The organism is Clostridioides sp. ZZV15-6383 (assembly GCF_020657735.1).
Lineage (GTDB): Bacteria > Bacillota > Clostridia > Peptostreptococcales > Peptostreptococcaceae > Clostridioides > Clostridioides difficile_D.
In genome coordinates this window covers 25,494-49,569 of sequence record NZ_JAGWCV010000027.1, presented here as the reverse complement: position 1 = coordinate 49,569, position 24,076 = coordinate 25,494, and the positions used below count along the sequence as shown (strand labels likewise).

Annotated in this window: 23 protein-coding genes and 1 other annotated feature; of the genes, 5 read left to right on the top strand and 18 right to left on the bottom strand. The window is 28.1% G+C overall.

Features of this window, described 5'->3' with window-relative positions; all coding sequences use genetic code 11:
* Positions 1-338: rhodanese-like domain-containing protein (locus tag KGF42_RS11420; RefSeq protein ID WP_227826345.1), on the bottom strand; the 338-nt coding region annotated here is incomplete at its 3' end.
* 206 nt (positions 339-544) lie between these two features.
* Between KGF42_RS11420 and KGF42_RS11415 the strand changes: the two genes are divergently transcribed.
* On the top strand, positions 545-3,586 hold the full coding sequence (locus KGF42_RS11415; protein ID WP_227826344.1) for a cell wall-binding protein Cwp20: 3,042 nt from the start codon (positions 545-547) through the stop codon (positions 3,584-3,586).
* A gap of 62 nt (positions 3,587-3,648) precedes the next feature.
* Here KGF42_RS11415 and KGF42_RS11410 read toward each other — a convergent pair whose 3' ends face one another.
* The 6 genes from KGF42_RS11410 to KGF42_RS11385 all read right to left on the bottom strand — a co-directional run bounded on the left by KGF42_RS11410 (position 3,649) and on the right by KGF42_RS11385 (position 11,113).
* A complete protein-coding gene (locus KGF42_RS11410) occupies positions 3,649-4,923 on the bottom strand; it encodes a 4Fe-4S dicluster-binding protein (protein WP_227822084.1) in 1,275 nt (424 codons plus the stop codon).
* Positions 4,924-5,144: 221 nt separating this feature from the next.
* Positions 5,145-7,706, bottom strand: coding sequence for an ABC transporter permease (locus KGF42_RS11405; RefSeq protein WP_227826343.1), 2,562 nt, complete (start codon positions 7,704-7,706; stop codon positions 5,145-5,147).
* Entirely contained in the window at positions 7,707-8,384 is a 678-nt protein-coding gene (locus KGF42_RS11400) for an ABC transporter ATP-binding protein (RefSeq protein ID WP_227822086.1), read from the bottom strand.
* A 79-nt stretch (positions 8,385-8,463) separates the two neighbouring features.
* Positions 8,464-9,723, bottom strand: a complete 1,260-nt coding sequence (locus KGF42_RS11395) for a HAMP domain-containing sensor histidine kinase (RefSeq protein ID WP_308463833.1) — start codon at positions 9,721-9,723, stop codon at positions 8,464-8,466.
* Positions 9,701-10,426 carry a response regulator transcription factor gene (locus tag KGF42_RS11390; RefSeq protein WP_413927013.1) on the bottom strand — a complete coding sequence of 242 codons (726 nt, stop codon included), beginning with the start codon at positions 10,424-10,426 and terminating at the stop codon, positions 9,701-9,703. Before KGF42_RS11390 ends, KGF42_RS11395 begins: the two co-directional genes overlap by 23 nt.
* Before the next feature lie 246 nt (positions 10,427-10,672).
* The gene (locus KGF42_RS11385) at positions 10,673-11,113 is read right to left on the bottom strand and encodes a hypothetical protein (protein ID WP_227822088.1); all 441 of its coding nucleotides are present in this window, start codon (positions 11,111-11,113) and stop codon (positions 10,673-10,675) included.
* A gap of 191 nt (positions 11,114-11,304) precedes the next feature.
* On the opposite strand from KGF42_RS11385, the gene KGF42_RS11380 reads away from it, so the two are divergent.
* From KGF42_RS11380 to KGF42_RS11370, 3 genes are all read left to right on the top strand, one after another.
* Positions 11,305-11,694 carry a GntR family transcriptional regulator gene (locus tag KGF42_RS11380; RefSeq protein WP_227822089.1) on the top strand — a complete coding sequence of 130 codons (390 nt, stop codon included), beginning with the start codon at positions 11,305-11,307 and terminating at the stop codon, positions 11,692-11,694.
* Complete coding sequence (locus tag KGF42_RS11375) at positions 11,687-12,778, top strand: DUF5808 domain-containing protein (protein ID WP_227822090.1); 1,092 nt, start codon at positions 11,687-11,689, stop codon at positions 12,776-12,778. The genes KGF42_RS11380 and KGF42_RS11375 overlap by 8 nt, the downstream gene beginning before the upstream one ends.
* A gap of 116 nt (positions 12,779-12,894) precedes the next feature.
* Positions 12,895-13,371 carry an HD domain-containing protein gene (locus KGF42_RS11370; RefSeq protein WP_227822091.1) on the top strand — a complete coding sequence of 159 codons (477 nt, stop codon included), beginning with the start codon at positions 12,895-12,897 and terminating at the stop codon, positions 13,369-13,371.
* Between the two features lie 136 nt (positions 13,372-13,507).
* On the opposite strand, the gene KGF42_RS11365 is transcribed toward KGF42_RS11370, so the two are convergent.
* A complete protein-coding gene (locus KGF42_RS11365) occupies positions 13,508-14,059 on the bottom strand; it encodes a tryptophan transporter (protein ID WP_227826342.1) in 552 nt (183 codons plus the stop codon).
* A gap of 167 nt (positions 14,060-14,226) precedes the next feature.
* Positions 14,227-14,492: a binding site (T-box leader), on the bottom strand.
* A 148-nt stretch (positions 14,493-14,640) separates the two neighbouring features.
* Here KGF42_RS11365 and KGF42_RS11360 point away from each other — a divergent pair.
* Positions 14,641-15,108: a pyridoxamine 5'-phosphate oxidase family protein gene (locus KGF42_RS11360; RefSeq protein WP_227822573.1), complete on the top strand. Its 468-nt coding sequence runs from the start codon at positions 14,641-14,643 to the stop codon at positions 15,106-15,108.
* Positions 15,109-15,169: 61 nt separating this feature from the next.
* On the opposite strand, the gene KGF42_RS11355 is transcribed toward KGF42_RS11360, so the two are convergent.
* The 10 genes from KGF42_RS11355 to folE form a co-directional block, all read right to left on the bottom strand.
* The gene (locus KGF42_RS11355; protein WP_227822574.1) at positions 15,170-15,742 is read right to left on the bottom strand and encodes an NAD(P)H-dependent oxidoreductase; all 573 of its coding nucleotides are present in this window, start codon (positions 15,740-15,742) and stop codon (positions 15,170-15,172) included.
* 63 nt (positions 15,743-15,805) lie between these two features.
* The gene (locus KGF42_RS11350; protein WP_227822575.1) at positions 15,806-16,903 is read right to left on the bottom strand and encodes a Nif3-like dinuclear metal center hexameric protein; all 1,098 of its coding nucleotides are present in this window, start codon (positions 16,901-16,903) and stop codon (positions 15,806-15,808) included.
* Between the two features lie 13 nt (positions 16,904-16,916).
* Positions 16,917-17,606: a class I SAM-dependent methyltransferase gene (locus tag KGF42_RS11345; RefSeq protein ID WP_227822576.1), complete on the bottom strand. Its 690-nt coding sequence runs from the start codon at positions 17,604-17,606 to the stop codon at positions 16,917-16,919.
* A gap of 164 nt (positions 17,607-17,770) precedes the next feature.
* A complete protein-coding gene (gene rpoD / locus KGF42_RS11340; protein ID WP_054273434.1) occupies positions 17,771-18,937 on the bottom strand; it encodes an RNA polymerase sigma factor RpoD in 1,167 nt (388 codons plus the stop codon).
* Between the two features lie 17 nt (positions 18,938-18,954).
* Positions 18,955-20,781 (bottom strand): DNA primase, encoded by a 1,827-nt coding sequence (gene dnaG / locus KGF42_RS11335; RefSeq protein WP_227822577.1) that lies wholly within the window; start codon positions 20,779-20,781, stop codon positions 18,955-18,957.
* A gap of 220 nt (positions 20,782-21,001) precedes the next feature.
* Positions 21,002-21,787, bottom strand: a complete 786-nt coding sequence (gene aroF, locus KGF42_RS11330) for a 3-deoxy-7-phosphoheptulonate synthase (protein ID WP_227826341.1) — start codon at positions 21,785-21,787, stop codon at positions 21,002-21,004.
* Positions 21,768-22,274: a 2-amino-4-hydroxy-6-hydroxymethyldihydropteridine diphosphokinase gene (gene folK, locus KGF42_RS11325; protein ID WP_227822578.1), complete on the bottom strand. Its 507-nt coding sequence runs from the start codon at positions 22,272-22,274 to the stop codon at positions 21,768-21,770. The genes aroF and folK overlap by 20 nt, the downstream gene beginning before the upstream one ends.
* Positions 22,267-22,632 carry a dihydroneopterin aldolase gene (folB, locus tag KGF42_RS11320; RefSeq protein WP_227826346.1) on the bottom strand — a complete coding sequence of 122 codons (366 nt, stop codon included), beginning with the start codon at positions 22,630-22,632 and terminating at the stop codon, positions 22,267-22,269. The genes folK and folB overlap by 8 nt, the downstream gene beginning before the upstream one ends.
* 10 nt (positions 22,633-22,642) lie before the next feature.
* Positions 22,643-23,434 carry a dihydropteroate synthase gene (gene folP, locus KGF42_RS11315; RefSeq protein WP_227826340.1) on the bottom strand — a complete coding sequence of 264 codons (792 nt, stop codon included), beginning with the start codon at positions 23,432-23,434 and terminating at the stop codon, positions 22,643-22,645.
* 48 nt (positions 23,435-23,482) lie between these two features.
* Positions 23,483-24,055 (bottom strand): GTP cyclohydrolase I FolE, encoded by a 573-nt coding sequence (gene folE / locus KGF42_RS11310; RefSeq protein ID WP_054273429.1) that lies wholly within the window; start codon positions 24,053-24,055, stop codon positions 23,483-23,485.
* Positions 24,056-24,076 lie beyond the last annotated feature (21 nt).

Here is a 24,076-nt window from a genome sequence, read left to right as displayed (position 1 = left end):
TCTGTAATTAAGGATGTCAAATCTTTTGTAAAATTTTTTGGAATCTTAAGTGATGCATAATAAGTACCTTTTTTAACACCTTCAAGAGCGGTTTTTTCAGCTAACAAATTACATGCAGTAACACTTCTATGACCACTCCTGCAATAAACCACTACTTTCTTATCTTTATACTCGTAAATTTCATCTATGTTATTGATTAACTCTTGTAAAGATATATTTATAGCATTTTCTATTTTATATTCCCTAAATTCATCTTTAGTTCTTACATCCAATAGTAAAATATCCTTTTCATTTTTCATCATTTCTTTAAGTTGATTCTTATTTATATTCTTGTACATATGTCTAAGATTCCTCCATTTTATTTTTATATTACTTATACCCTGTATTCTTTATACAACAACAAATATTATTTTTATATTTTTCTCAGTTATATAAAAAGGTATACTTATAAAAGCTTTTTTTATTGATAATAATCTGTTGATTAAAATAATTAAGAATGTTATGCTAATTATAAATTATTAAAAAGGAAAAGAGGTAATGTAATATGTTTAAGCAAAGGCTCTCTAAATTATTATCTAGTACATTAGTATTGAGTATGTTATTTACTGCTGCTCCAAATATTACTTTTGCTGATAATACAAAAGATAATTCCGAAAAATATCAAAGTTCTGATATAGAATTACATGATTATAGTAAAAACGCGGAATCTTACACAAAAACTAAAACTCTTGCTAAAGAGAAAATCCAAACTTTGCTATCAAAGTATGGTGCTGTAAATGCTCAATATGCTTTGATTGATAATGGCAAAATTGAGATTTCTGGTAATGGTGGAGTTTACAGCAAACAGGATAACAAAAACTTAACTAAGGATAATATGTATAGTATCGCATCTATCAGTAAAATGTTTACTACAACAGCTGTTATGAAGTTGGTTGATGACGGAAAATTAAATTTAGATACTCCTGTTGTAAAGTATATACCTGAATTTAAAATGGCTGATGATAGATACAAGGAAATCACTCCAAGAATGTTATTAAATCATTCATCAGGGTTGATGGGAAGTAGTTTTAAAAACACTATTTTATTAGCAGACAATGATTCTTATGGTCATGATAATTTCTTAAAAGAATTACAAAAACAAAGATTAAAAGCTAAACCAGGAGCTTTTTCTGTTTATTGTAATGATGGATTTACTTTAGCTGAAATTTTAGTAGAAAGAGTATCTGGTATGTCATTTACTAATTTTCTTGATAAATACATAAATAATCCACTTAACTTACAAAATACAAAAACTCCAGAAAATAGTTTTGATAGTTCAAAACTAGCAAAAGCATACGTGCCTTATTGGGAAGATGCAGTTCCGCAAGATAACCTTAATGCTATAGGTGCAGGTGGTTTATATTCAAGTGCAGAAAATCTATGTACATTTGCACAAACATTTATGAAAAATTCAAATGGTATTCTTTCTCCTGCTTCAGTAAAAGCTATGGAAAACAAAGAATATTTAAATGGTCTATGGCCTGAAGGAGAAGACTCTATACTTGGATATGGTTTAGGGTGGGATTGTGTCAACACTTATCCATTTAATCAGTATAATTTAAAAGCTCTTACAAAAGGTGGAGACTCTTTATTATTCCACAGTAATCTTATAGTTCTTCCAGATGAAAATATGGCAGTTGCAGTTCTTTCTTCTGGTGGAAATAGTCAACTTGATGAAATAATTGGACAAGAAATCTTACTCTCTGCATTAAAAGAAAAAGGTAGAATTAAAGAAATAAAACCTGATAAAACATTTAGCAAACCACAACAAGTTAAAATGCCAAGCTATTTAAAAGAAAACAGTGGTCTTTATGCTTCTTCAAATATGATAAAGGTCGAGGTTAATGACAATGGTACTTTAATAGTGTCTTCTCCTTATATAGAAAATGGACCTGAAGATAAATACGTATACATAGGTCAAGATAGATTTGTATCTGAAAAAGGTAATAGTTGTTTAAAATTTGTAAAAGAAAAAAATAATATCACATATCTAAATATGAGCTCTTATGATGATGTCCCTGGATTAGGTCAGACAGCAAGTTTATACTATGTGGCTCAAAAGGTAGATGACAACAATATATCAAATAGTGTAAAAGAAGTGTGGAAAAAAAGAAATGGTAAAGGCTACTATCTAGTAGATGAAAAATATACTTCTCAAAGCTATATGTTTGGTTCTGTAAAGGCAACTCTTGGTCTTTCTGATGAAACTCCAGGTTATATAGTTAACACTAAGATAATAGATGAGAATAATTCAAATGCTTTTATAGAAATACCTGGTGTAATAGGTCGTGATTTAGCTGACATTAAACTTCATAAAGAAAATGATACAGAGTATTTAACTTTTGCCACACAAACATATGTTAGTGAAGATTCTCTAACTAATTTGCCATCAGAAAAATCTTTTACATGCGAATTAGCATCTAATGGTTATGCAAAATGGTATAAAATTGGTGATGATATAGCAAATAAAAAAATAGAAGTTAATCTACCTCAAAACTCATCTTTTGCTGTTTATGATGATAAAGGAGTTCCTGTAAACTATTCTTTAGTTACAAAGAACAATAGAGTTAGATTACCAAAAGGAGGCGTAATTGTTTTCTCAGGAAGTCCAAATGCTAGATTTGAAGTTACATATCAAGATGAAGTAAATGCAAGTGCACTTACAGGAACTGATAGATATGAAACTTCTATTAAGATAAGTCAAGCAGGTTGGGAAAGTGCTGAAAATGCAGTTTTAATAAACGACTCAGCAATTGCAGATGCTTTGGCTGCAACACCATTTGCATACAAGAAAAATGCTCCTATATTATTGACTGGAAGCTCTCAAATAAATGAAAAAACTTTGGCTGAATTAAAGAGATTAAAAGTTAAAAATGTATATGTAGTTGGTGGAGAGGCTTCTATAAATGAAAATTCTCTAGATACTATAAAATCAAACAATATCTCTGTATCTAGAATTTCAGGAAGTGATAGATATCAAACATCTATGAATATTGCTAAAGAATTGAATAATATTAGTAATATATCAAAGATTTCAGTAGTTAATGGTGAAAAAGGATTAGCCGATGCAGTAAGCATTGGAGCTGTATCAGCTCAAAATGATATGCCTATAATACTTACTAATGAAAATAGTAATATAACTGAAATAAATAACTTATTTAAAAACAAAAAGATTGATAAATCTTATGTAATCGGTGGAGAATATACAGTTTCTAAAAATATAGAAAGTAAACTTCAAAATCCACAGAGAATATCAGGTAGCACTAGAAATGAAACTAATGCAAAAGTAATAAAAGAATTTTACAAGGATTCTAAGATAGACAACTTATATGTTGCTAAAAATGGAATGAATAAACAAGATGATTTAATAGACGGATTATCTGTTGGAGTTTTGGCTGGAAAAACTAAGTCTCCTGTAATACTAGTAGGAAACTCACTAGATTATAATCAAAAAGAACTATTTAAAACTATGAGATTTAAATCTGTAACACAAATTGGTGGAAATGGAAATGAAAACTCATTTAAACAAATAAAAGAAATAGCTTAACATACTAAAAAGGCTATATTCAAGTAATATTAATTGAATATAGCCCTTTTTTATTTTAGATTCTATTTATCATTCATGCTTAACAATTTATCTAAATATACTGACTTTAATTGTTTACTGGCCAAAATCTTTTTAGCTGGTTCAAGCTTTAATATAGCTGATAGTATAGCTCCCATAGCTCTATGACTAGCTAGAGCATTATTATCAAAAATTAAATTTTGTAACTGCTCTTTTTCAATTGCCATGAGAACTGCTCTATGTACTGAGTTTGCTGGAGTTATTATTTTTTCATCTCTATTCAATAACATAATACTATTTTTATGGCAATTTCTAACACAAACTCCACAACCTAGGCATCTATCCTCATCAATTTTTATATATTCTTTATCACCTTCCTTGACCTTACTTATTGCATCTATTGGACATGCAGTTATACATTTACCACATTTTACACAACTTTCATGGTTTATATTAGGTATAAAACTTGTTGTCTGCACTGGATGAAGATTTCCAAATCTTTTAGCAGCTACTAGTGCCTCACAACAACATCCACAGCAGTTACATATAAACGTAACCCCTTTTCTAACATTTTCTCCACATTGAACTAAGTTATGCTCATATGCTTGGTGAAGTAGTTCTTTACATTCTATTTTATCTACACGTCTTGCAAATTTATTATTTATTAAAGAATTTGCTACATTGTCAAATGTCATACATATATCCATAGGAGCATCACAAGCTTTTCCAACATGTTGCATCCTATGTCTACAATAACACATACTTACACCTATATGAGTTGATTCATCAATTATATGAGTAGCTCTTTCATAATCTAAAATGCTAACTTCATTATCATTGGTCAAAACTTCCTCTTGAACATACACTCTTCCAAGCTTTGTCTCTGTCGAATAAAACAAATCTTTGATAAAATCTTCTTCTACATTCATATATTGATAGTAAAGTTCTGCTAAAAGTTTTTGGTCTATATCATGTCTTGTTCTCATCATGGCAAATTCAAAAAAACCAGCCATTGGAGGAGGCATTATATATTTTTTCCCTTTATTATCTTCTATATCTAGTATCAGAGCCTTACTAGCAAGTTTATCCAATATTCTATATGCTTCACTTTCACTTACACTCCAAATTTTAGCTGCTGTTTTTACTCTAAAAGGCTTTATTGGAAGCTGAGCCACTAATTTCGCCTCTTGTTCTGTATATAATACATTTAGTATCTTGTATAATGTATCTGATGGTGGAGCACCTTGTGGAAACCTGTTTATTCTTTCCTCTAAACTTTTATACATATTCTTAGCAGTTATATGAGAAATAGTAATCACCTTCTTTTTCTTTTGTTTTCCAATAAAATTAAATATTCTTTCTTCTTATATAGACTCTTACTTTATATAATACCAATTCTTTCCAAATAGTTAAATACCTCTAGCAATTTATTATTAGATTTCTTATATAAATAAAAAAATCGTTTAAGTAGTATAATAATAGTTTATACCAATTAAACGATTTTAATAATAGTTTATATAATTAAAAATTATTTTTATATTTATATACTTTCTCTTCTTATATTATCTATTATATTTTCTTTATTCAATTTACTCATTGGTATATATCCTGCTATAAAAGTTATTATAAAAACACTTACTATACATATAGCTATTGCTACCCATGGTATAACAGGAGAAAACTCAATTACACCTGAAATAAGTTTATTCATAATTAGAATTATACCAATACTAATTGGTATTCCAAACAACAATGACAGTATACCATATATAAAACTTTCTAAATATATCATTTTTCTAAATCCTTTAGGAGTAACCCCTATAGATTGTATTACTGCAAGTTCTCTTTTTCTTAGATTTATACTTGTGCTTACTGTATTTATAATATTTGTAACACTTACTAAAGATATCACTGCTATAAAACCATATACAAATATTTTAATAACCTTTAAATCTTGTTTTTCACTTTCATTGCTTGCACTTTCATCGTAGAAGCTAAAATTATTTTTATTTGCCAAAGCTTCTATTTCCTTCTTAGTCTTAATGCTTCCTCCTGAATCAATAAATATAAGGCTTTTACTTAATTTTAAATTTAAATTTTTAGCAACTTCATCGTAAGTTATAAATTGTAATCCCATATTTTGATAACCAAGACCTAGACGTTCTTCATCAGTTATAGCAAGAATCTTGACCTTTATTTTTTTACTTAAGCTATTTTCATCAAGATATTCACAAGTTACTGTATCTCCTACTTTATAGTTGGTAAGTTCTACTACACCTTTCTTCCCATTTGATTCAAATGAGCTTTTTCTAACTAATATAACACCATTTTCTTCAATTGCTCTCTCCTTATTAAAAGAACCCTGTATTAAGTTATTTGTTTTGTTTTTTACTGCAAAATCTCCTGGAAAAATTAATTCATTATTACTGAAATCATATTCATAACTATCTCCAATCTTATATTTTTGATAATATTTCCTGATTAAATCTTCCTTGGATTTATTTATTTTATTTTCACTTACTCTTATAGACATATATTGTCCTGTTGCTAATTCAAAGTTTTTTATTCCAGAAATAGCTTCTAATTTACTTATAGTATCATCTATAGACTTAGCTGTGCTATTTGCAGTTAAATACAAATCATAGTTTCTTTGAGAATTTTTTATTTCTTCACCTTTTAATAAAAGTAATGTAAATCCACTAAAAAATATAAATATTATTATACTTACCATTAAAGAAAAAAGAGTTACTATGAATTTTTTTCTATTTCTCCTTATATTTTTATACGCAAGTACTCCTTCAGTTTTAAAAATCATTTTAATAAGCCTTGAACTTTTAACCTTTCCCACTTTATACTCTCCATTATTTTTAATTACATTAAGTGGAGAAATATTAGAAGCCGATATTGCAGGTAATAGAATTGATATAAAGATTGTAAACAAAACTATTATTACACTAACAATAATTATTATTGGATTATACACTATCTTCAAACTCATTTGAGTAACAACCGATTCTGTAAAATGCTTATTTATAATTTTAAATAATAAGTCTATGGCTACTGTTCCAGATATTATCCCTATTGGTATACCAATTAAACTAATTATAATACCTTCTATAAAAACTAATCTTTTAATTTGACTAGATGTAGCACCTATAGAATTTAATATCCCAAACTGTTTTTTTCGTTCAGTTATAGAAATACTAAAAGAATTATACACTGTAGCAATTGTACATATGATTACTAAAATAGTTACTGCTATAATTATAGACTTTATAGAGCTATTTATATTCGCATACTTACTAGCACCTTGTAACCTCAATAAATGTTCATTGTATTTTATCATATCAGAAACTACTTCTTTATCCTTATTTGAATATATATTTTTGCTTATTTTATTACTTATTTCATACACATCTTTAGGATTTCTTAGTGCTACTGATACATTAATTGTATCATTGTAATTATCCATAGGATTAAAATAAGTTATAGCAGTTGCAATTCCATTGTAACGTTCAAATCCAGGTTTTTTAATTATACCAACAACTTCAAAAGTTCTATCCTTTTCATTTGCTATATAATCCCCCTCATGAAATACCATACTATCAATCTTCTTCTCACTTGAATCAAACATATCTCCTACTTTTAAGGTTATCTCGTCCCCTATTTTTAATTTATCATCCATAAGATTAATAACATTTTCACTTAAGACAATTTCTCCATCCTTAGCTGGAAACCTACCTTCTTTTATAGAAATTCGATATCCCTTTATGGCGTTTTTATCATACTGTTTTATACTTAATATACCATTTTCACTATTTTCTAATTTAGAATATCCAATTTGTTTAGTAAATGCATGTTTTTCCACTTCAGCTGATTTTGTTATATATTCCATATCCTTTTTATTTACATTATAAAATGTAACATGAAAACTTCCATCATTCTTTATAGTTTCTCTTACTTGATAATCCATGAAACTTTCAAATATATTTCCTATACCACAGATTAAAGCCGTTGAAAGTATTATCCCAATTATGGTTACAATAGTTCTTCTCTTATTCTGTTTTAAATATCTAATAGTTAGGGATGTATATAAATTCATCTACATCACCTCATCACTTTTTATAATTCCATCTTCTATGCCTATAATTCTGTCAGCTTGAAGTGCTATGTTTTTATCATGAGTTATCATTATTAGTGTCTGATTGTATTTCTTTACTGATAATTTTAATAATTCTAGTATTTCTTTTGAATTTTTACTATCTAAATTACCTGTTGGTTCATCTGCTAATACTATAGAAGGTCTATTAATCAAAGCACGTCCTATAGAAGTTCTTTGCTGCTGACCTCCTGATAATTGATTTGGAAGATGTTTTTCTCTATCATTTAGACCTAATGTTTTCATCAAATCATTCAAATATTCTTTGTCAATATCTCTATTATCAAGCTCTGCTGGAAGCAATATATTTTCCTTTACATTTAAGACTGGAATTAAGTTGTAAAATTGATATATAAGACCTATGTTTCTTCTTCTAAATATCGCTAAATCTTTTGTTTTTAAATTATATATATCAACATCATTTATATAAACCTTACCACTAGTTGGTCTGTCAACCCCTCCTAATAAATGTAATAAAGTACTTTTACCACTTCCACTTGGACCTGTTATTGCTATAAACGTTCCTTTTTCAACTGATAAACTTACATTTTTTATCGCATCAACTTTTGTTTCATTTTTACCATAACTTTTAGTTAAATTTTCTACTCTTAAAATTTCCATAGCTACCTCCAATATTTATATTCTATACTTCATATCTTAGACTTTAGCTATTACTATAAAGTGAATTAAATATTACAGATTAGTCACCATCAATATCATACATTTTATGAAATATTATATGAAACTCTGTCCCCTTACCTTTTTCACTGTTTACATAGATATCTCCATTTTGGCTTTCTATTATAGATTTTGCCATTGCAAGACCTATTCCTACACTATCCTCTTTTGAACTACTTCTTCCTCTATAAAATCGTTTAAATACATGTGGTATATCTTTTTTATCTATTCCCTCACCATCATCTTCTACTATTAGTTCAGAAAATAATGGGTTTTCTTTATAGCTTATAATTATATTTCCAAATTCAGGAGTGTGTTCTATACAATTTTTAATTATATTCACTAATGCTTCCACAGACCAATCAATATCACCAATATAAGATACATTATCACTTCCTTCTATAGTCAATTTTTGATTTTTAATCTCCATAGGTATTTTCATAGATTGCATTGCTCTATGTACAAGTTCACTAAATTCTACCTTATCCTTTTTAAAATTTATCACTTTTGCTTCTACCTTTGATAGTTTAAGCATGCTTTTAATCAACCAATCCATTCTATTTAATTGATTTTTTATCTTATTTAAAAAATCGATTTTTACTTCATATGGTACATCATTATATAATAAATCATTCAACATTATTAAAGAAGTCATAGGTGTTTTTAATTGGTGTGATATATCGGAAATTGTATTATTTAAAAATATCTTTTCTGATTTTAAAAGTTCAACCTTTTCATTAAGAATTGTTGTCATCTTTAAGAGTTCAGTTTTTAAAAGACCTATCTGCCCTTCTTGATTTTTATTTTTCATATCAAATGCTTTTCCCTCTGAACTATAGTAAACATATTTAGTCATATCTGATAAATCATTGTAAATTGACTTAAAATATCCAATAACCAACACAAATATCAAAATAAATATTATACATACTAAGATTATATTTATTTTGATAGTTTTTAAAACTAATTTAGAAATAATAGGCTCAGAATTTATCCTAATAGATTCATCATAATTATACTTACTTAATATTTTCTGACCATAGTCTATATTTCCCATAGACGTCCCTTGAGTTATTATATCTACTATCTCACTTTCTAAGTTTGGATACTTACTTGATAGTGTTCCTATTATAGCCTGATTATTTTTTACAATCATATCTTTAGTTGTATGCATATTGATTATGCTAAATCCAATAGATAGAGTAATAGCAACAAACATTAAAACAACATACTTACTTAAAAACTTCTTTACTTCTGGATTATATAGAAACACTATTTTCACTTCCTATCCATTTATAACCAAGTCCTCTTACAGTTTCTATGTAGATTGGTTCACATAGGTCATCACCTATTTTTTCTCTAAGCCTTTTTATATAAACAGTTAGAGTATTATCATTTACAAAATCATAAGTCACATCCCAAAGTTTTTCCAATATTTGGGTTCTACTTAAAACTGTATTTTTGTTCTGTATAAGAATTAAAAGAAGCTTATATTCAACTGATGTCAGAAATATTTCTTTGTCATTTTTATATACTCTAGCTTCTAATGTGTATATACTTAAATCTCCAAATTTAAGTATTCTCTTAGTTTCTTCTAAAGCATTGCCTTTTCTTCTTAAAACAGCTTTTATTCTCGATATTAATTCTCTAATTCTAAAAGGTTTTGTTATATAATCATCTCCACCTATATCAAGGCCCATTACAATATTTACTTCTTCATCACAAGCAGTCAAGAATATTATAGGAATCTGAGAAAATCCTCTTACATATTGACAAAACTCATAACCAGTTCCATCTGGCAATGTAACATCCAACAGTATCATACTGTATTCATTAGAAGAAATCATTTCTTTTCCATTTGATAAATCCTTTGATATATCTACACTAAATCCTTCTTGTTCTAAAGCATACTTTATTCCAAAAGATATAGTACTATCATCTTCAACTATTAATAACTTTAACATAAGTATTTCCTTTCTTTTCATTTTAATTTTGAAGTATTTATATATAACTTTTATTATACACAATTACCTGGGATACTAAAATATATCTAGAATTACAAAATAGTCACAAAGTGTTATTAAAACTTATAAAAACAAAAATGTAAGTTGTTACTTAACTATCTCAAGAATAATACACACTCTTTCAAGTTAAGCTACAACTTACATCTTAGAAACCAGATATTAAATAATTTAACATAACTATTTGTTTAATTATTTAGAGAGTATTACTTATTCTTCCTCATACTTTTTGTATTCATCTTCTTTGTAAATATTATCCTTTTTATCATCTTCATGTAAATCAATATCATTCTTTATATCTTTAACACTATTTACATATTGCATCATTTCTTCTTGAGAAACATGTGGACAATTTTCACAGTTTATTCTTCTTGAATTAAATTCTTTTACTTTTTTTTTTAATTCTTCATATTCATAATCCTGTTTTTTGTCTCTACAGTCACAGTCAAATTCATCATATTTATAATCATCATAGTCACTATTTCCATAATAATTTGTATCAACCATTTGAGAATTGGATTTACGATTTTTCACCATTTTGTATACAGCATATGCACCTACTCCTGTAAGTATAGCTCCCGTAAACATCATTGGTTTACTCATTCCATCATCTTTTTTATGCATTTGTCTTTTCATTAAATATGTTAACATATTTTTTCTCCTTTCTAATTTTTATTTCTATCTATAGATAGTATCTGTATTATTTTAATAAAAATTATGTTATTTTTTAAATTACAATTTTTACAAAATATAAATTTATATTTTGTGTCTGTTATTATTTTTTATGTTATACTATGTATATAACAATCGTTTTCATTTATAAAGCATAATGGAGGTTTTTTATGGTTTTAAATTTAGATTTTAATAGTGATAAATCTATTTATGTACAAATTAAAGAAGAAATAACTAAAGCTATAGCTTCAGGAGAATTAAAAATAAATGAATCACTTCCATCTGTAAGAAGTATGGCTGAAAATATTGGTGTAAATTTACATACAGTAAACAAATCTTACAATGAATTAAAAGAAGAGGGATTCTTAAATATTGATAGAAGAAAAGGTGCTATTGTGGCTCAATTACCAATGAAAATAGACAACACAACTCGTCAAAAAAATAATCTTGACTTGGAACTACTAGTAGCAAAATCTTATTTATCAGGTATTAGCAAAGAAGAATTTTTGTCACTAAGTTCAAATTTATTTGACAAGTATGAGGTGAAATATTATGAGTAAGATTGAATGTTTATTTACAATATTTCCGGTTCTAATTTTGATGTATGCTACATTTTATTTTATGCCCCATTTTATAGGTAAAAAACATATTTATGGGGTTTCTATAGACCAAGAACATAAAAACTACACTTACTTCATAAAGCTAGACAAAGACTTTAAAAAACTTTTATCTTTAGGTTTTATTATAGACCTTATATTAGTTTTTATCCTTGTTTTTACATTTGATAAATTAGAACTTTCTTATTTTATTGGTATTATAGGGTTTTTATTATATGAAAGTATATTGTATATTCATGCTCATAAAAAAGTTAAGAAGCTTAAATCAGAAATTTATTCTACATTAGGTTACATAGATTCAGACTCAAAATTAATAGTAGATATGGATTTTATAAATAAGAAAAATAAAATAATAAAAAAATTTAAAATAATATATTTAATACCAATACTATTTACTTTTGGAATGAACATTTTTATAGTATTTAATTATAATCAACTGCCAGACTTAATTGCTACTCATTGGAGTATAAATGGCTCTCCTGATATTTTTATGAAAAAATCATTTCTTAATGTATTTAAATTAATAGGTACTGACTTTTGTTTAATGATTTTATTATATATAACTTCTATCGGCTCTATAAAGTCAAGGGTTAAGATAGATACAAACAGAATTGAAGAAAGTAGAATTGAAAACATTAAATATTTAAATAAAATTGGTTATCTGTTTTTGATATTGATGATTATAATGACAATACAATTTTTTACCACTCTTTTATCAATAAAAACCAAACTATCAACTGCTACGAATATTACAACACTTTTAGTTATAATTTATTTAATAGCAACATATATTAATTCTCCAAGTTTAAAATCCAACTCTTCTTATTCTCCAGAAGAGGATGAGAAATATTGGATAGCAGGTATCATATATAATAATCCAAATGACCCATCATTGATGGTTGATAAAAGGTTTGGTCTTGGATGGACTATAAATTTTGGCAATCCTCTTGGAAAGATACTATATATTTCTATAGCTTTATTTTTGATTTTTTCATTGTTTAGCCTAATAAAATCTCTTTTACTTTAAATACCATAAAAGGTATCTTACTTGTATTATTGGGTATTATATTTTGTAGGATAAGAAATATTTCATATTATCGTTGAAATATAGTATTTATATTACTAGAAATGGAGATTTGCATAATGTTGTCAAAAGCTGAAATCAAATACTTTAATGAATGTGCTTCTGAGATACTTTCTTCTGAAAAAGTACAACTTATGAGAACATTTCCTCATCATGGCAATGTTTCATGTCTTGAACATAGTTTATCAGTAGCATATTATAGTTATCTATTGTGTAAGAAATTGCACCTAAATGTTGATATTCAAAGTGTTATTAGAGGAGCTTTACTACACGACTTTTTTCTTTACGATTGGCATTACAAAGGTGATAGAAAGGGATTACATGGATTTACTCACCCTAAAGAAGCATTAAAAAATGCAACTTTATTTTTTCAAATAAATGAAAAAGAAACGGATATAATTTTAAAGCATATGTGGCCACTTACTGTTAAGCCTCCTAAATACAAAGAAGCACTTATTGTCTGTTTGTTGGATAAATTTTGCTGTTTAGTTGAGACTTTAAAGATACATTCTTTATTATCTCCTTATCATGTATAAGATAGGTCTTTAACATCTTTACAATTTAATTTTAAAGAGGTATTAAGTATTATATTCAACTTGATACCTCTTTACTATTTTATTATTTATTTTTTACAATATCATTTTATTATAATATAATTATAAATCATAACATTTATCCTTGATAACTTACCCTTCTTATAGACATGCTTACTACCTTAAATAACAGTAAACCAGCTATTAAATTTATTAGTATTGCTGGTGCTACTGCAACCATAAATAATGCCATAAATGAACCTCCAGGAAGACCTACTATTACCTCGGCAACTAGTAAAAATGTAGTTCCGCTAACAATAGTACCTATTGGAAATATTATTGTAGCTACTATTAAATCTTTCTTTTTGTTACTTAAATTTTTCATAAATGGTAATTTATAAATTACATACATTATCATGAACATTATATTTATTGTAATCATTTTATCAAGTATATTTGGAACTTGACCACCTGGAAATTTAGTTGTTAGTGCTGCAAATATTCCTGTCACAATTCCTGCTACTAGACAAATCTTATAATCATCTTTATTTAATATCATTATTATAAACATCATTGCTAGAGATATATCTGGTTGCATTGGAAGTCCTATAGCAGGTGTAAGTTGATGTATTAATAAACCCATAGCTAAAAGTATTGCATTTAAAGTTAATTTTTTTGTATTTGTTTTCATTGTAATAAATCCCCCTAATTTGTTTAATATTCATTTTATTTTTTTGCCAATTCTTTAAATCATTCTCTTTAGTCTTGAGAGTTCATAACATCTCTTTCACCACCTTTTATCTCAAATTATATATTCTCTCTTTAAAATTTTTTAAAATAAAAAACTCCGTCCTAAATCAATAGGACGGAGATTATCCGCGTTGCCACCTAAATTATATAAAAATAAACTTAAAGTTTAATTCTTATATATCTCATTATCAGGTACTTACATACCCTATTCGCTGTAACGTGCGACTGACGATAAAGTCTACTCTCATAATAATATGATTTCAATTTACTCCTCCAAGGTCCATTCACTATATTCCTTCTTGCTAAGATTCCACCATCCTCAGCTCTCTATGTTGAAGCTAAACATAATTACTCTTCCTTGTCATAGGATTTTTAATTTGCTGTTGATATTATAATATTCTAAATTTTTATAATTGTCAACTATAATTTTTTATTTTCCATAAAATTTATAAAAAGCATAGCATAATCTTTATAAATGTTCTAAAATTTAATTTAAACATTAAAATTAGAAAGGATGATATTATGTTTAGAGAAATGAGATTGAAAAAGAGAGAAATGACGAAAGAAAATACTGTAGAAGTATTAAAAAATGGTGAATTTGGTACTTTTTCCACTATATCTGAAAATGGCTATCCTTATGGAGTTGCTGTAAACTACGTGTACTTTAATGATTCTATTTACTTCCACTGTGCAAGAAATGGTCATAAGCTAGATAATATATCAAAAAACAACAAAGTTTCTTTTTTAGTAGTTACTAATGAAAATGTTATCCCTGACAAATTTAGTACTACTTATTCTAGTGCTATAATATTTGGGAAAGCTTCTACTGTGGAAGATGAAGAAAAGAAAAATGCTCTTGTAGAAATAATAAAAAAATATTCTAAAGGATTTTTTGAAGAAGGCATGAAATACATAGAGAAAGATATGAATTTAACAACTGTAGTTAAAATAGAAATTGACCATATTTCTGGTAAAGCTTCACGTTTATAATCAAATAAAAATACCTAAAAGTATATATACAACCACTTTTAGGTATTTTTATTTAATATTCTTATATATTAAGTCTCTTTAGGTAATCTCTTATACCTAACTTAACATCATTACTTGGTCTTATGTCGGAGTTATCTCCTGCTATATGAAGTATTCCATAGGCTGGATGACCTCCTCTTACTGTACATGGAACTGACAAAAGAATCATTCCCATATGTTGGGCAAATATATTCATTGCTTGTAAAGCTAGCTCTCCTCCCCCATGTTGTGAACCTGCTGTAGCAAAGCAACCAAATATTTTCCCGCTTAAAGATGCTCCTACCCAAATATCAGAAAAACTATCCATAAACATCTTCATTTGCCCAGATACATTTCCATAATAAGTTGGTGACCCTATAAATATAGCATCATAATCTAGTAGCTCTTTTCCAGACTTAATTACATTTATACTTTCAAACTCATCTTTATATTCTTTAGAATTTATTAAATAATATTGAGGAAGTGTTTTTGCAACTTCATCACTTACTTTAAATATAGCTACATCTATACTCATTTCTTCAAGTACTTTTTTATACTCTCTCGCTAATAAATATGTACTCCCACAAACACTATGAAAAATTACTGCTGCTTTCATCTTTATCCCCCTGATTAAATTCAAATTTATTTTTTATAGTAGTATTTTTATAATCAAATACTACTATATTATACTAAATGGATTTAAATATATATCACTTTTTATTACTTCAATTTCACTAAATTCATCCAAAAATCTCTTCATAACATTCTTAAATATATCTTCTGTATCAAAATGACCACAATCCACTATACACATTCCAATATCAAGTGCATCTTGTGCTTCATGATACTTTACATCACCAGTTATTAAAACTTCTGCTCCCTGTCTTTTAGCTTTTTTTACAAACTCTGAACCAGCTCCTGTTACGACAGCGACTTTTGTTATATTTGTATTGAGATTTCCCACCACTCTGATATGCTTCATATTTAATTTTTCTTTTATTTTATTTGAAAGATTTTCTAATGTCATACTTTCATCAAGTCTACTTATTCTTCCTAGACCAAATGTCTTCCCTTTATTTTCTAGTTTGTACAAATCATACGCAACTTCTTCATAGGGATGTGCATCCAACATAGAACTTATTGCCCCGCCTAAAAGCTTCTGTGGTACCACAGTTTCAATTTTAACCTCATTTACAGTTTCTATATCATTTACACTTCCAAGGAACGGATTAGAGCCTTCTAATGGCTTAAATTGTCCTTCACCTTCTATTGAAAACGTACAATCACTATAATTTCCTATATGACCTGCTCCTGAATTGCTTAAAACCCTTCTAAGTTCATCTGAATAGTTGCATGGAACATACACTGCTAGTTTGTATAAATTCTCGCTTTCAGTTACATCTAAAACGTTTGAGTTACCAAATTCCATAATTTCCATAAAATAGTCATTTAGACCATCAAATGCTATATCAAAATTGGTATGCATAGAATAAAGTGATATATCATTTTTAATAAGTTTTTGTATAAGCCTACCTTTTAAGTCTGCACTATTAATCTTATTAATTTTTCCAAATATAAAAGGATGATGTGTCACAATTAAATCTATATTTTTAGATATAGCTTCATCAATAACATCTTCATTAGCTTCCAAAGACACTAATACCTTTTTTACATCCATATCAAAATCTCCAACTATAAGACCTACATTGTCCCAATCCTCAGCTAAGTTTAGAGGATACTTTTTTTCAATTTTTCTAGTTAGACTCTTTAATAGCATATATACCTCCAATTTATTTTATTAAATTTTCAAGTTTTTTTATTGCAACTTCACTTTCTTCTCTCTTCTTATCTATCGATTCCCCATTTTTTCCTTCTAGCTTACTAACTATAGAACTATATGTCCTTATCTTTTTTTCTATAAAATCGTTAAAAAGAGAGTCTTTATTTTCTAAAAGTTTTATTCCAACTTCATAATATATCTCATCTTCTATTATAGTATTTTTACCTGTATATTTGGCAACTATTATTTCATATATTCTAAAATCTTCTCTCACTAAAACTTCTTCTAAAATTTCATAACCGTTGTTTAAAAGGTAACGTCTAAGTTCTTCTTGTGCTTGCATCGGCTGTAGTATTAATTTTTCTACACTGTGTGCTACTTCTTTTTTAGCTTCAAGAAGCTCACTTATTAGAATTCCACCCATACCAGCAATTATTATTTCTTCTACTTCTCCTATTTCAAGAATCTCTATACCAGAACCCAATCGTAAATCAACTTTATCTAAAAAATTGTTCTGTATGACTTCTTTACGTGCATTGTCAAGAGGTCCTTTATTAACATCCGCCAACACTGCAAATGGTACTCTTCCCTTTTTTAACAAATATACTGGTATGTATCCATGGTCCGTTCCTATGTCAGCTATTTTTTTACCATCTGTCACTAATGATGCTATTTTCAATAATCTATCTGTTAATTTCAAATATAATTCTCCTTTCAATTCCCTTTATTTATAGAATTTAGTCCAAGTTATAGGCACTAAACTAAAATAACTACAAAAATAAAATTAAATCTTTACTACAAAATAGCCATGAGATATCACTTATCTCATGGCCTTTATCACAAAAACATTAATGATGTATCTTTTTAATCTAAATAATCTCTAAGTTTTTTTGATCTACTTGGATGTCTTAATTTTCTTAGTGCTTTTGCTTCTATTTGTCTTATTCTTTCCCTAGTTACATCGAACTCTTTTCCAACTTCTTCAAGAGTTCTAGCTCTACCATCCTCAAGACCAAATCTAAGTTTTAATACTTTTTGCTCCCTATCATTTAATGAGCCAAGTACATCCTCTATTTGCTCTTTTAATAAAGAATATGCTGCTGCCTCTGCTGGGGCTGGAGCATCATCATCTGGAATAAAATCACCTAAATGGCTATCCTCTTCTTCTCCTATTGGAGTTTCTAAAGATACAGGGTCTTGAGCTATTTTCATTATTTCTCTTACTTTATCTTCTGTCATTTCCATTTCTTTTGCAATTTCTTCTGGTTTTGGATCTCTTCCAAGTTCTTGAAGTAGTTGTCTTGATACTCTTATTAATTTATTTATAGTCTCTACCATATGAACTGGTATTCTTATAGTTCTAGCTTGGTCTGCAATAGCACGTGTTATAGCTTGTCTTATCCACCATGTTGCGTAAGTACTAAACTTATATCCCTTTGTATAGTCAAATTTTTCGACTGCTTTTATAAGACCTAAATTTCCCTCTTGTATTAAATCTAAAAAAAGCATACCTCTTCCTACATATCTTTTTGCTATACTTACAACTAGTCTTAAGTTTGCCTCAACTAATCTTTGTTTTGCTATCTCATCGCCTTCGTGCATTCTTCTAGCAAATTCTACTTCTTCATGTGGTTTAAGTAGAGGAATTTTTCCTATTTCTTTTAAGTACATTCTTACAGGGTCATCTATACTTATCCCTTTTGGTAAAGATAAGTCCACAGTTTCTATTTCTATTGCAGAAGAGTCGTCATGTGAAATTGCTTCTGCATCTTCGTCTAAGTGACTCATACTTAAATCGTCATCAGCAACCGAAAAATCTATATCAGCTTTATAATTTTTTGTTTCTGTTATTTCTATTCCCAGATTCCCTAAAGTCTCATAAAGATTTTCTACTTGATCCTTATCAAGTTCAGTCTCCGAAAAAGCTTCCATTATCTCTGCAAGTGTAAGAGAACCTTGCTTTTTTCCTTTTTCTATTAATGTCTTAGCAGTAACCTTTTTTAACTCTTTTTTATTCGATTTATTTTCCACACTCAAACCTCCTTTCTCTACAAGCTCTTTAAAATTTTATTTATCTCAACTATTTTTAAAGCAATTTCCATAACTCTACCATCTACCTCTTTCATATCATTATTATTTTCTAATTCTTGTTGTTCTATCAACAAGCTATTAATTCGCTCTTCTAATGAGTTTTTTCTGATATTTGTTATTATTCCTTCTATTTCCTTTGTGTTCTCTAAGTTTATACTATTCAAAGAAATTGAATTTAATTCTTTTAAGTATTCTTCGGATATGTTTAAACTTTTCAATTTGTCAATAGTTATTTTGTCCAATTCTTGATTTTTAATCATGTAATTTAAAATTTCTTTACTTTCTTTCAATAAAAAATCACTTTCTTCTACTTTAAGTAAGGCTATTTCTCTAATTTTTTTATCTTCTAACATTATTTTTATTAGAGTTTCTTCAACTAATTGTTTTCCGTCTTGTCTAACTTCGACTTTCTCAATTACTTTTTCTTCTACTTTTTTTTGATTTTTGTTATTATACAGCTTATTATAATTTTTACCATAGATTTCTCTCTTTATAGACTCGACATTAATATCTATTTGATTGCTTAAATACTTTGTATAAAAATCAATTTCAACAGGACTTGTCAATTGTTTTATAATTTTAGAAGCTTCTTTTGCGAACTTCACTCGTTCTTCATCTTTTTGAATGTTAAATTCTTTTTTAAGATGATCTATTTTATATTTTATGTAGTGAGTAGAAACATCCATAGCTTTTTTATAATCACTAAGTCCATATTTTCTTACAAATTCATCTGGGTCTTTAGCATCTTTTAAATCCAACACTTTTACATTGATACCTAATTTAGTAAGTATATCTATAGCTCTTAAAGTCGCTTTTATTCCTGCTTCATCAGAATCATAAGATATAATAGCAGTGTCCGCATATCTCTTTATTAAAATGCCTTGTTGTTCAGTCAAGGCTGTTCCAAGGGTTGCTACTACATTTCTTATACCGTACTGATAAAGCGAAATTAAATCCATATACCCTTCAACTAAAACTATACTTTTACTCTCTAAATTTTTTCTAGCAAAATTTAATCCATATAAGTTCTGTTTTTTATTAAAAATTAATGTATCTGGAGAATTTAAGTATTTTGGCAAAGAATCATCCAATACTCTTCCTCCAAATCCTATTATGTTTCCTCTATAGTCGAATATAGGAAACATAACTCTATTTCTAAATTTATCATAGCAATTAGTTCCATCTCTATTTTTTGCAATTAGACCACACTCCAATAAATCTTGTTTTTTATATCCTTTACTGATTAGAGTGTTCATAAGCGAATTCCATGAATCCAAAGAAAATCCTAAGCCAAATTTCTTAATAATTTTATCATCTAGTCCTCTTATTCTTAAATATTCATACCCAAGATTTTTACTTCCCAACAAGTTTGAAAGATAAAATCTAGCTGCTTCTGTGTGAATATCTTGAAATTTTTTAGATTTTTCTATTTTAATTCTAGTTTCTTCATTCATGTTAGTATTAATTTCTATACCGCATTTATTTGCTAGAATTTTTACAGCATCCATAAAATCTAAATTTTCCATTTTCATGACAAAATTTATCACATCTCCACCTTCACCACAACCAAAACACTTATAAATTTGTTTTGATGTATTTATATAAAAAGATGGTGTCTTTTCGCCATGAAATGGGCATAATCCTTTGTAATTAGCTCCAGATTGTTTTATATTCATATATTCAGATATTACACTTGCTATATCGCATCTAGCTTTTATTTCTTCAATAATGTCTTTTATATCATTCATATTATCACCTTCTGGTGTAATTTTTTGTGTTAACATTTCTATTCTACACTATATTCTAAATTTGTCAATCACTCAATATACAGAATTCGACTTTTTTTATTGATATCCTTCTTATTAATCAAAAAATTTTTATTTTTTATATTAATTCTATCAATATTAAGTCTTTATTTATATCAAATAGTCTAACTATTAAATTATATAACTTATAAATTCATCTCAATAACCATTACGAATAAAAAAGAGGCTTTTGCCTCTTTTAATAATTATTAATTGATTTCATTAAATCTTCAAATTCATTAAAGCAAAGAGATTGAGCACCATCTGATAAAGCATTTTCTGGGTCAGGATGCACTTCTACCATTATTCCATCTGCTCCACATGCAAATGATGCCATTGACATAGGTTTTACTAAGTATCTGACTCCAGTAGCATGACTTGGGTCTACCACAACAGGAAGACCTGTTTCCTTTTGAATAATTGGTACAGCAGCTAAATCTAATGTGTTTCTAGTATAATCAATATAGGTTCTTATACCTCTCTCACACATTATAATATTACTATTTCCTTCTATTGCTATATATTCAGAAGCACCTATCCATTCAGTAATTGTTGATGCTATTCCTCTCTTTAACATAACAGGTTTATCTTGTTTTCCTACTTCACTTAAAAGAGTAAAGTTTTGCATATTTCTTGAGCCAATTTGAATTATATCACTTATACTATACAGTTCATCCATATCCCTTACATCCATAAGTTCTGTAATAACAGCTATACCAACTTCTTCTTTGACAGCTTTTAATATTTCAAGACCTTCTTTTTTTAATCCTTGAAATGAGCTTGGCGATGTTCTTGGCTTATACGCTCCACCTCTTAAAATATTTGCACCATGACTTTTTACAAATTTAGCAGTCTCTAAAAGTTGCTCATAACTCTCTATTGCACATGGTCCAGCTATTATAAGTTTATCCTTTTTTACAACTATCTTTTTATTATTTGTATTTATCTCTATCTTTGAATTATTATTAAATAGGTTTTCTTTCATAACCTACAAGCTCCTTTACTTCTTCTCTTTCTTCAGCAGATAGGAGGTTTAAATGTTCTTTTATTGATTTTTCATTTATTATAAGTTCTTCATTTAAATCCATAAGTGGTATCAAAACGAAAGCTCTGTCTTGAATCCTTGGATGAGGTATTATTAATCTTTCATCAGTAGAAACTACATCATTAAAAAATAGTATATCTACATCTATAGTTCTTGGTCCCCAATGTACTATTCTCTCTCTGTGTAGCTCTTTCTCTATTTCTTGACAATATTCTAACAACTCATAAGGTTCAAACTCTGTTTCTATTTCTACACACATATTTAGAAAATCTGCTTGTTCTGTATATCCCCATGGTTTTGTTTCGTATAACTTTGATTCTTTCACTTTATATATAGAATCACTATTTATCAAAAGCTCGCATGCTTTTGATAAATTATCAAATCTATTACCCATATTAGTACCAATTCCCAAATAAGCCTTATTCATCTCTTGTTCTCCTTATCTCAACACCAAAATAGTCATAAATACCATTTACAGGAGCTTCAGGCTTTCTAACTCTAACCATAACTCCATTTATAAGTATAAATTTATTTAAGACTTCTTCAGCAATATTTTCTGCCAAAGCTTCCAAAAGATTAAATTGTTTATTTTCAGTAATATCCTTAACAACACTGTAAACTTCAGAATAGCTTACAGATTTATTTATATCGTCACTAAGTCCTGCTTCTCTTGAGTCAACATAAAGTTCCATGTCAACAAAGAATTTCTGACCTAGAAAATTTTCTTCTTTAAGAACACCATGATATCCATAGAATCCCAGATTACTAAGTAATATTTTATCCATTATATTATACCTACTTTCTGTATATTGCATCAGTCATTCTAGCTGCCATTAAGTTTTCATAAACATCATGCACTCTAACTATATCTACACCATCTCTTATCCCAAGAACAGTGGTAGCTATTGTACCTTCTAATCTTTTTTTAGGTTCAACTGGAAGTACTTTTCCTATTACTGATTTTCTAGATGTACCAAGTAAAACGGGATAACCTAAGTCTTTTAATTCATTCAGTCTCCTTAATACTTCAATGTTTTGTTTAAAATCCTTGCCAAATCCTATTCCTGGGTCAAGTACTATTTTTTCTTTTTTTACTCCACAGTTTATTGCCATTTCTATGCTTTCTTTAAGAAAGTCTTTTATTGACTCCATTATATCTTTGTCATAGTTTGTCCCATCTTGATTATGCATTATACACACTTCTGCGTCATATTTTCCTATTACAGAAGCCATATTTTTATCTTTTCTAAGACCCCAAACATCATTTACCATAGTAACACCTAATTTTAAGGCTTCTTCTGCGACATCTGCCTTATAAGTGTCTATTGATATTGGTATATCTAGTTCTTGTTTAAGTTTTTTTATTACAGGGATTACTCTTCTTAGCTCTTCCTCTGAGTCCACATAGCTATGACCTGGACGTGTAGATTCTCCTCCTAAATCTATTATATCAGCACCTTGGTCAACCATATCTTTTGCATGCTGTATTGCTATGTCTAAGTTATTAAAATCTCCTCCATCAGAAAAACTATCCGGAGTTACATTTAATATTCCCATTATATAAGTCCTTTTACCATAATCAAACACAATTAATGACACTCCCTTAAATTAAATTTTATATCTATAAATAAATTGCTACTTCATAGTAATCAAACTCATAGCCTCAGCTCTAGATGCAATATCCTTTTCAAATATACCTCTTACTGCTGATGTAACAGTTTTTGAACCTGGTTTTTTTACACCTCTCATTGTCATGCACATATGTTCAGCTTCTACTACTACTAAGACACCATAAGGTTGCAATTCTTCCATTATTATATCTGCGGCATTTTTAGTGATTCTTTCTTGTAATTGTGGTCTTTTTGCCAATGTATCTATTACTCTAGCAAGTTTAGAAAGACCTGTAAGTCTTCCTCCTTTTGGTAAATAAGCAATATGTGCCTTTCCAAAGAAAGGAACTAGATGATGCTCACAACATGAATAAAAGGGAATATCTTTTACCAATACTAATTCTTCATGTTTTTCATCTGCAAAAAGAACTTTTAAATGTTCTCTTGGTTCTTCACTAAGACCAGAGAATATCTCTTCATACATTCTAGCAACTCTATTTGGAGTCTCGATTAGACCTTCTCTATCTGGGTCTTCTCCAATTGCCTCTAATATTTCTCTTACTGCATGTTGTATCTTTTCTTTATCAACTTTATTCATTTAAACTCCCCCCATTGATTT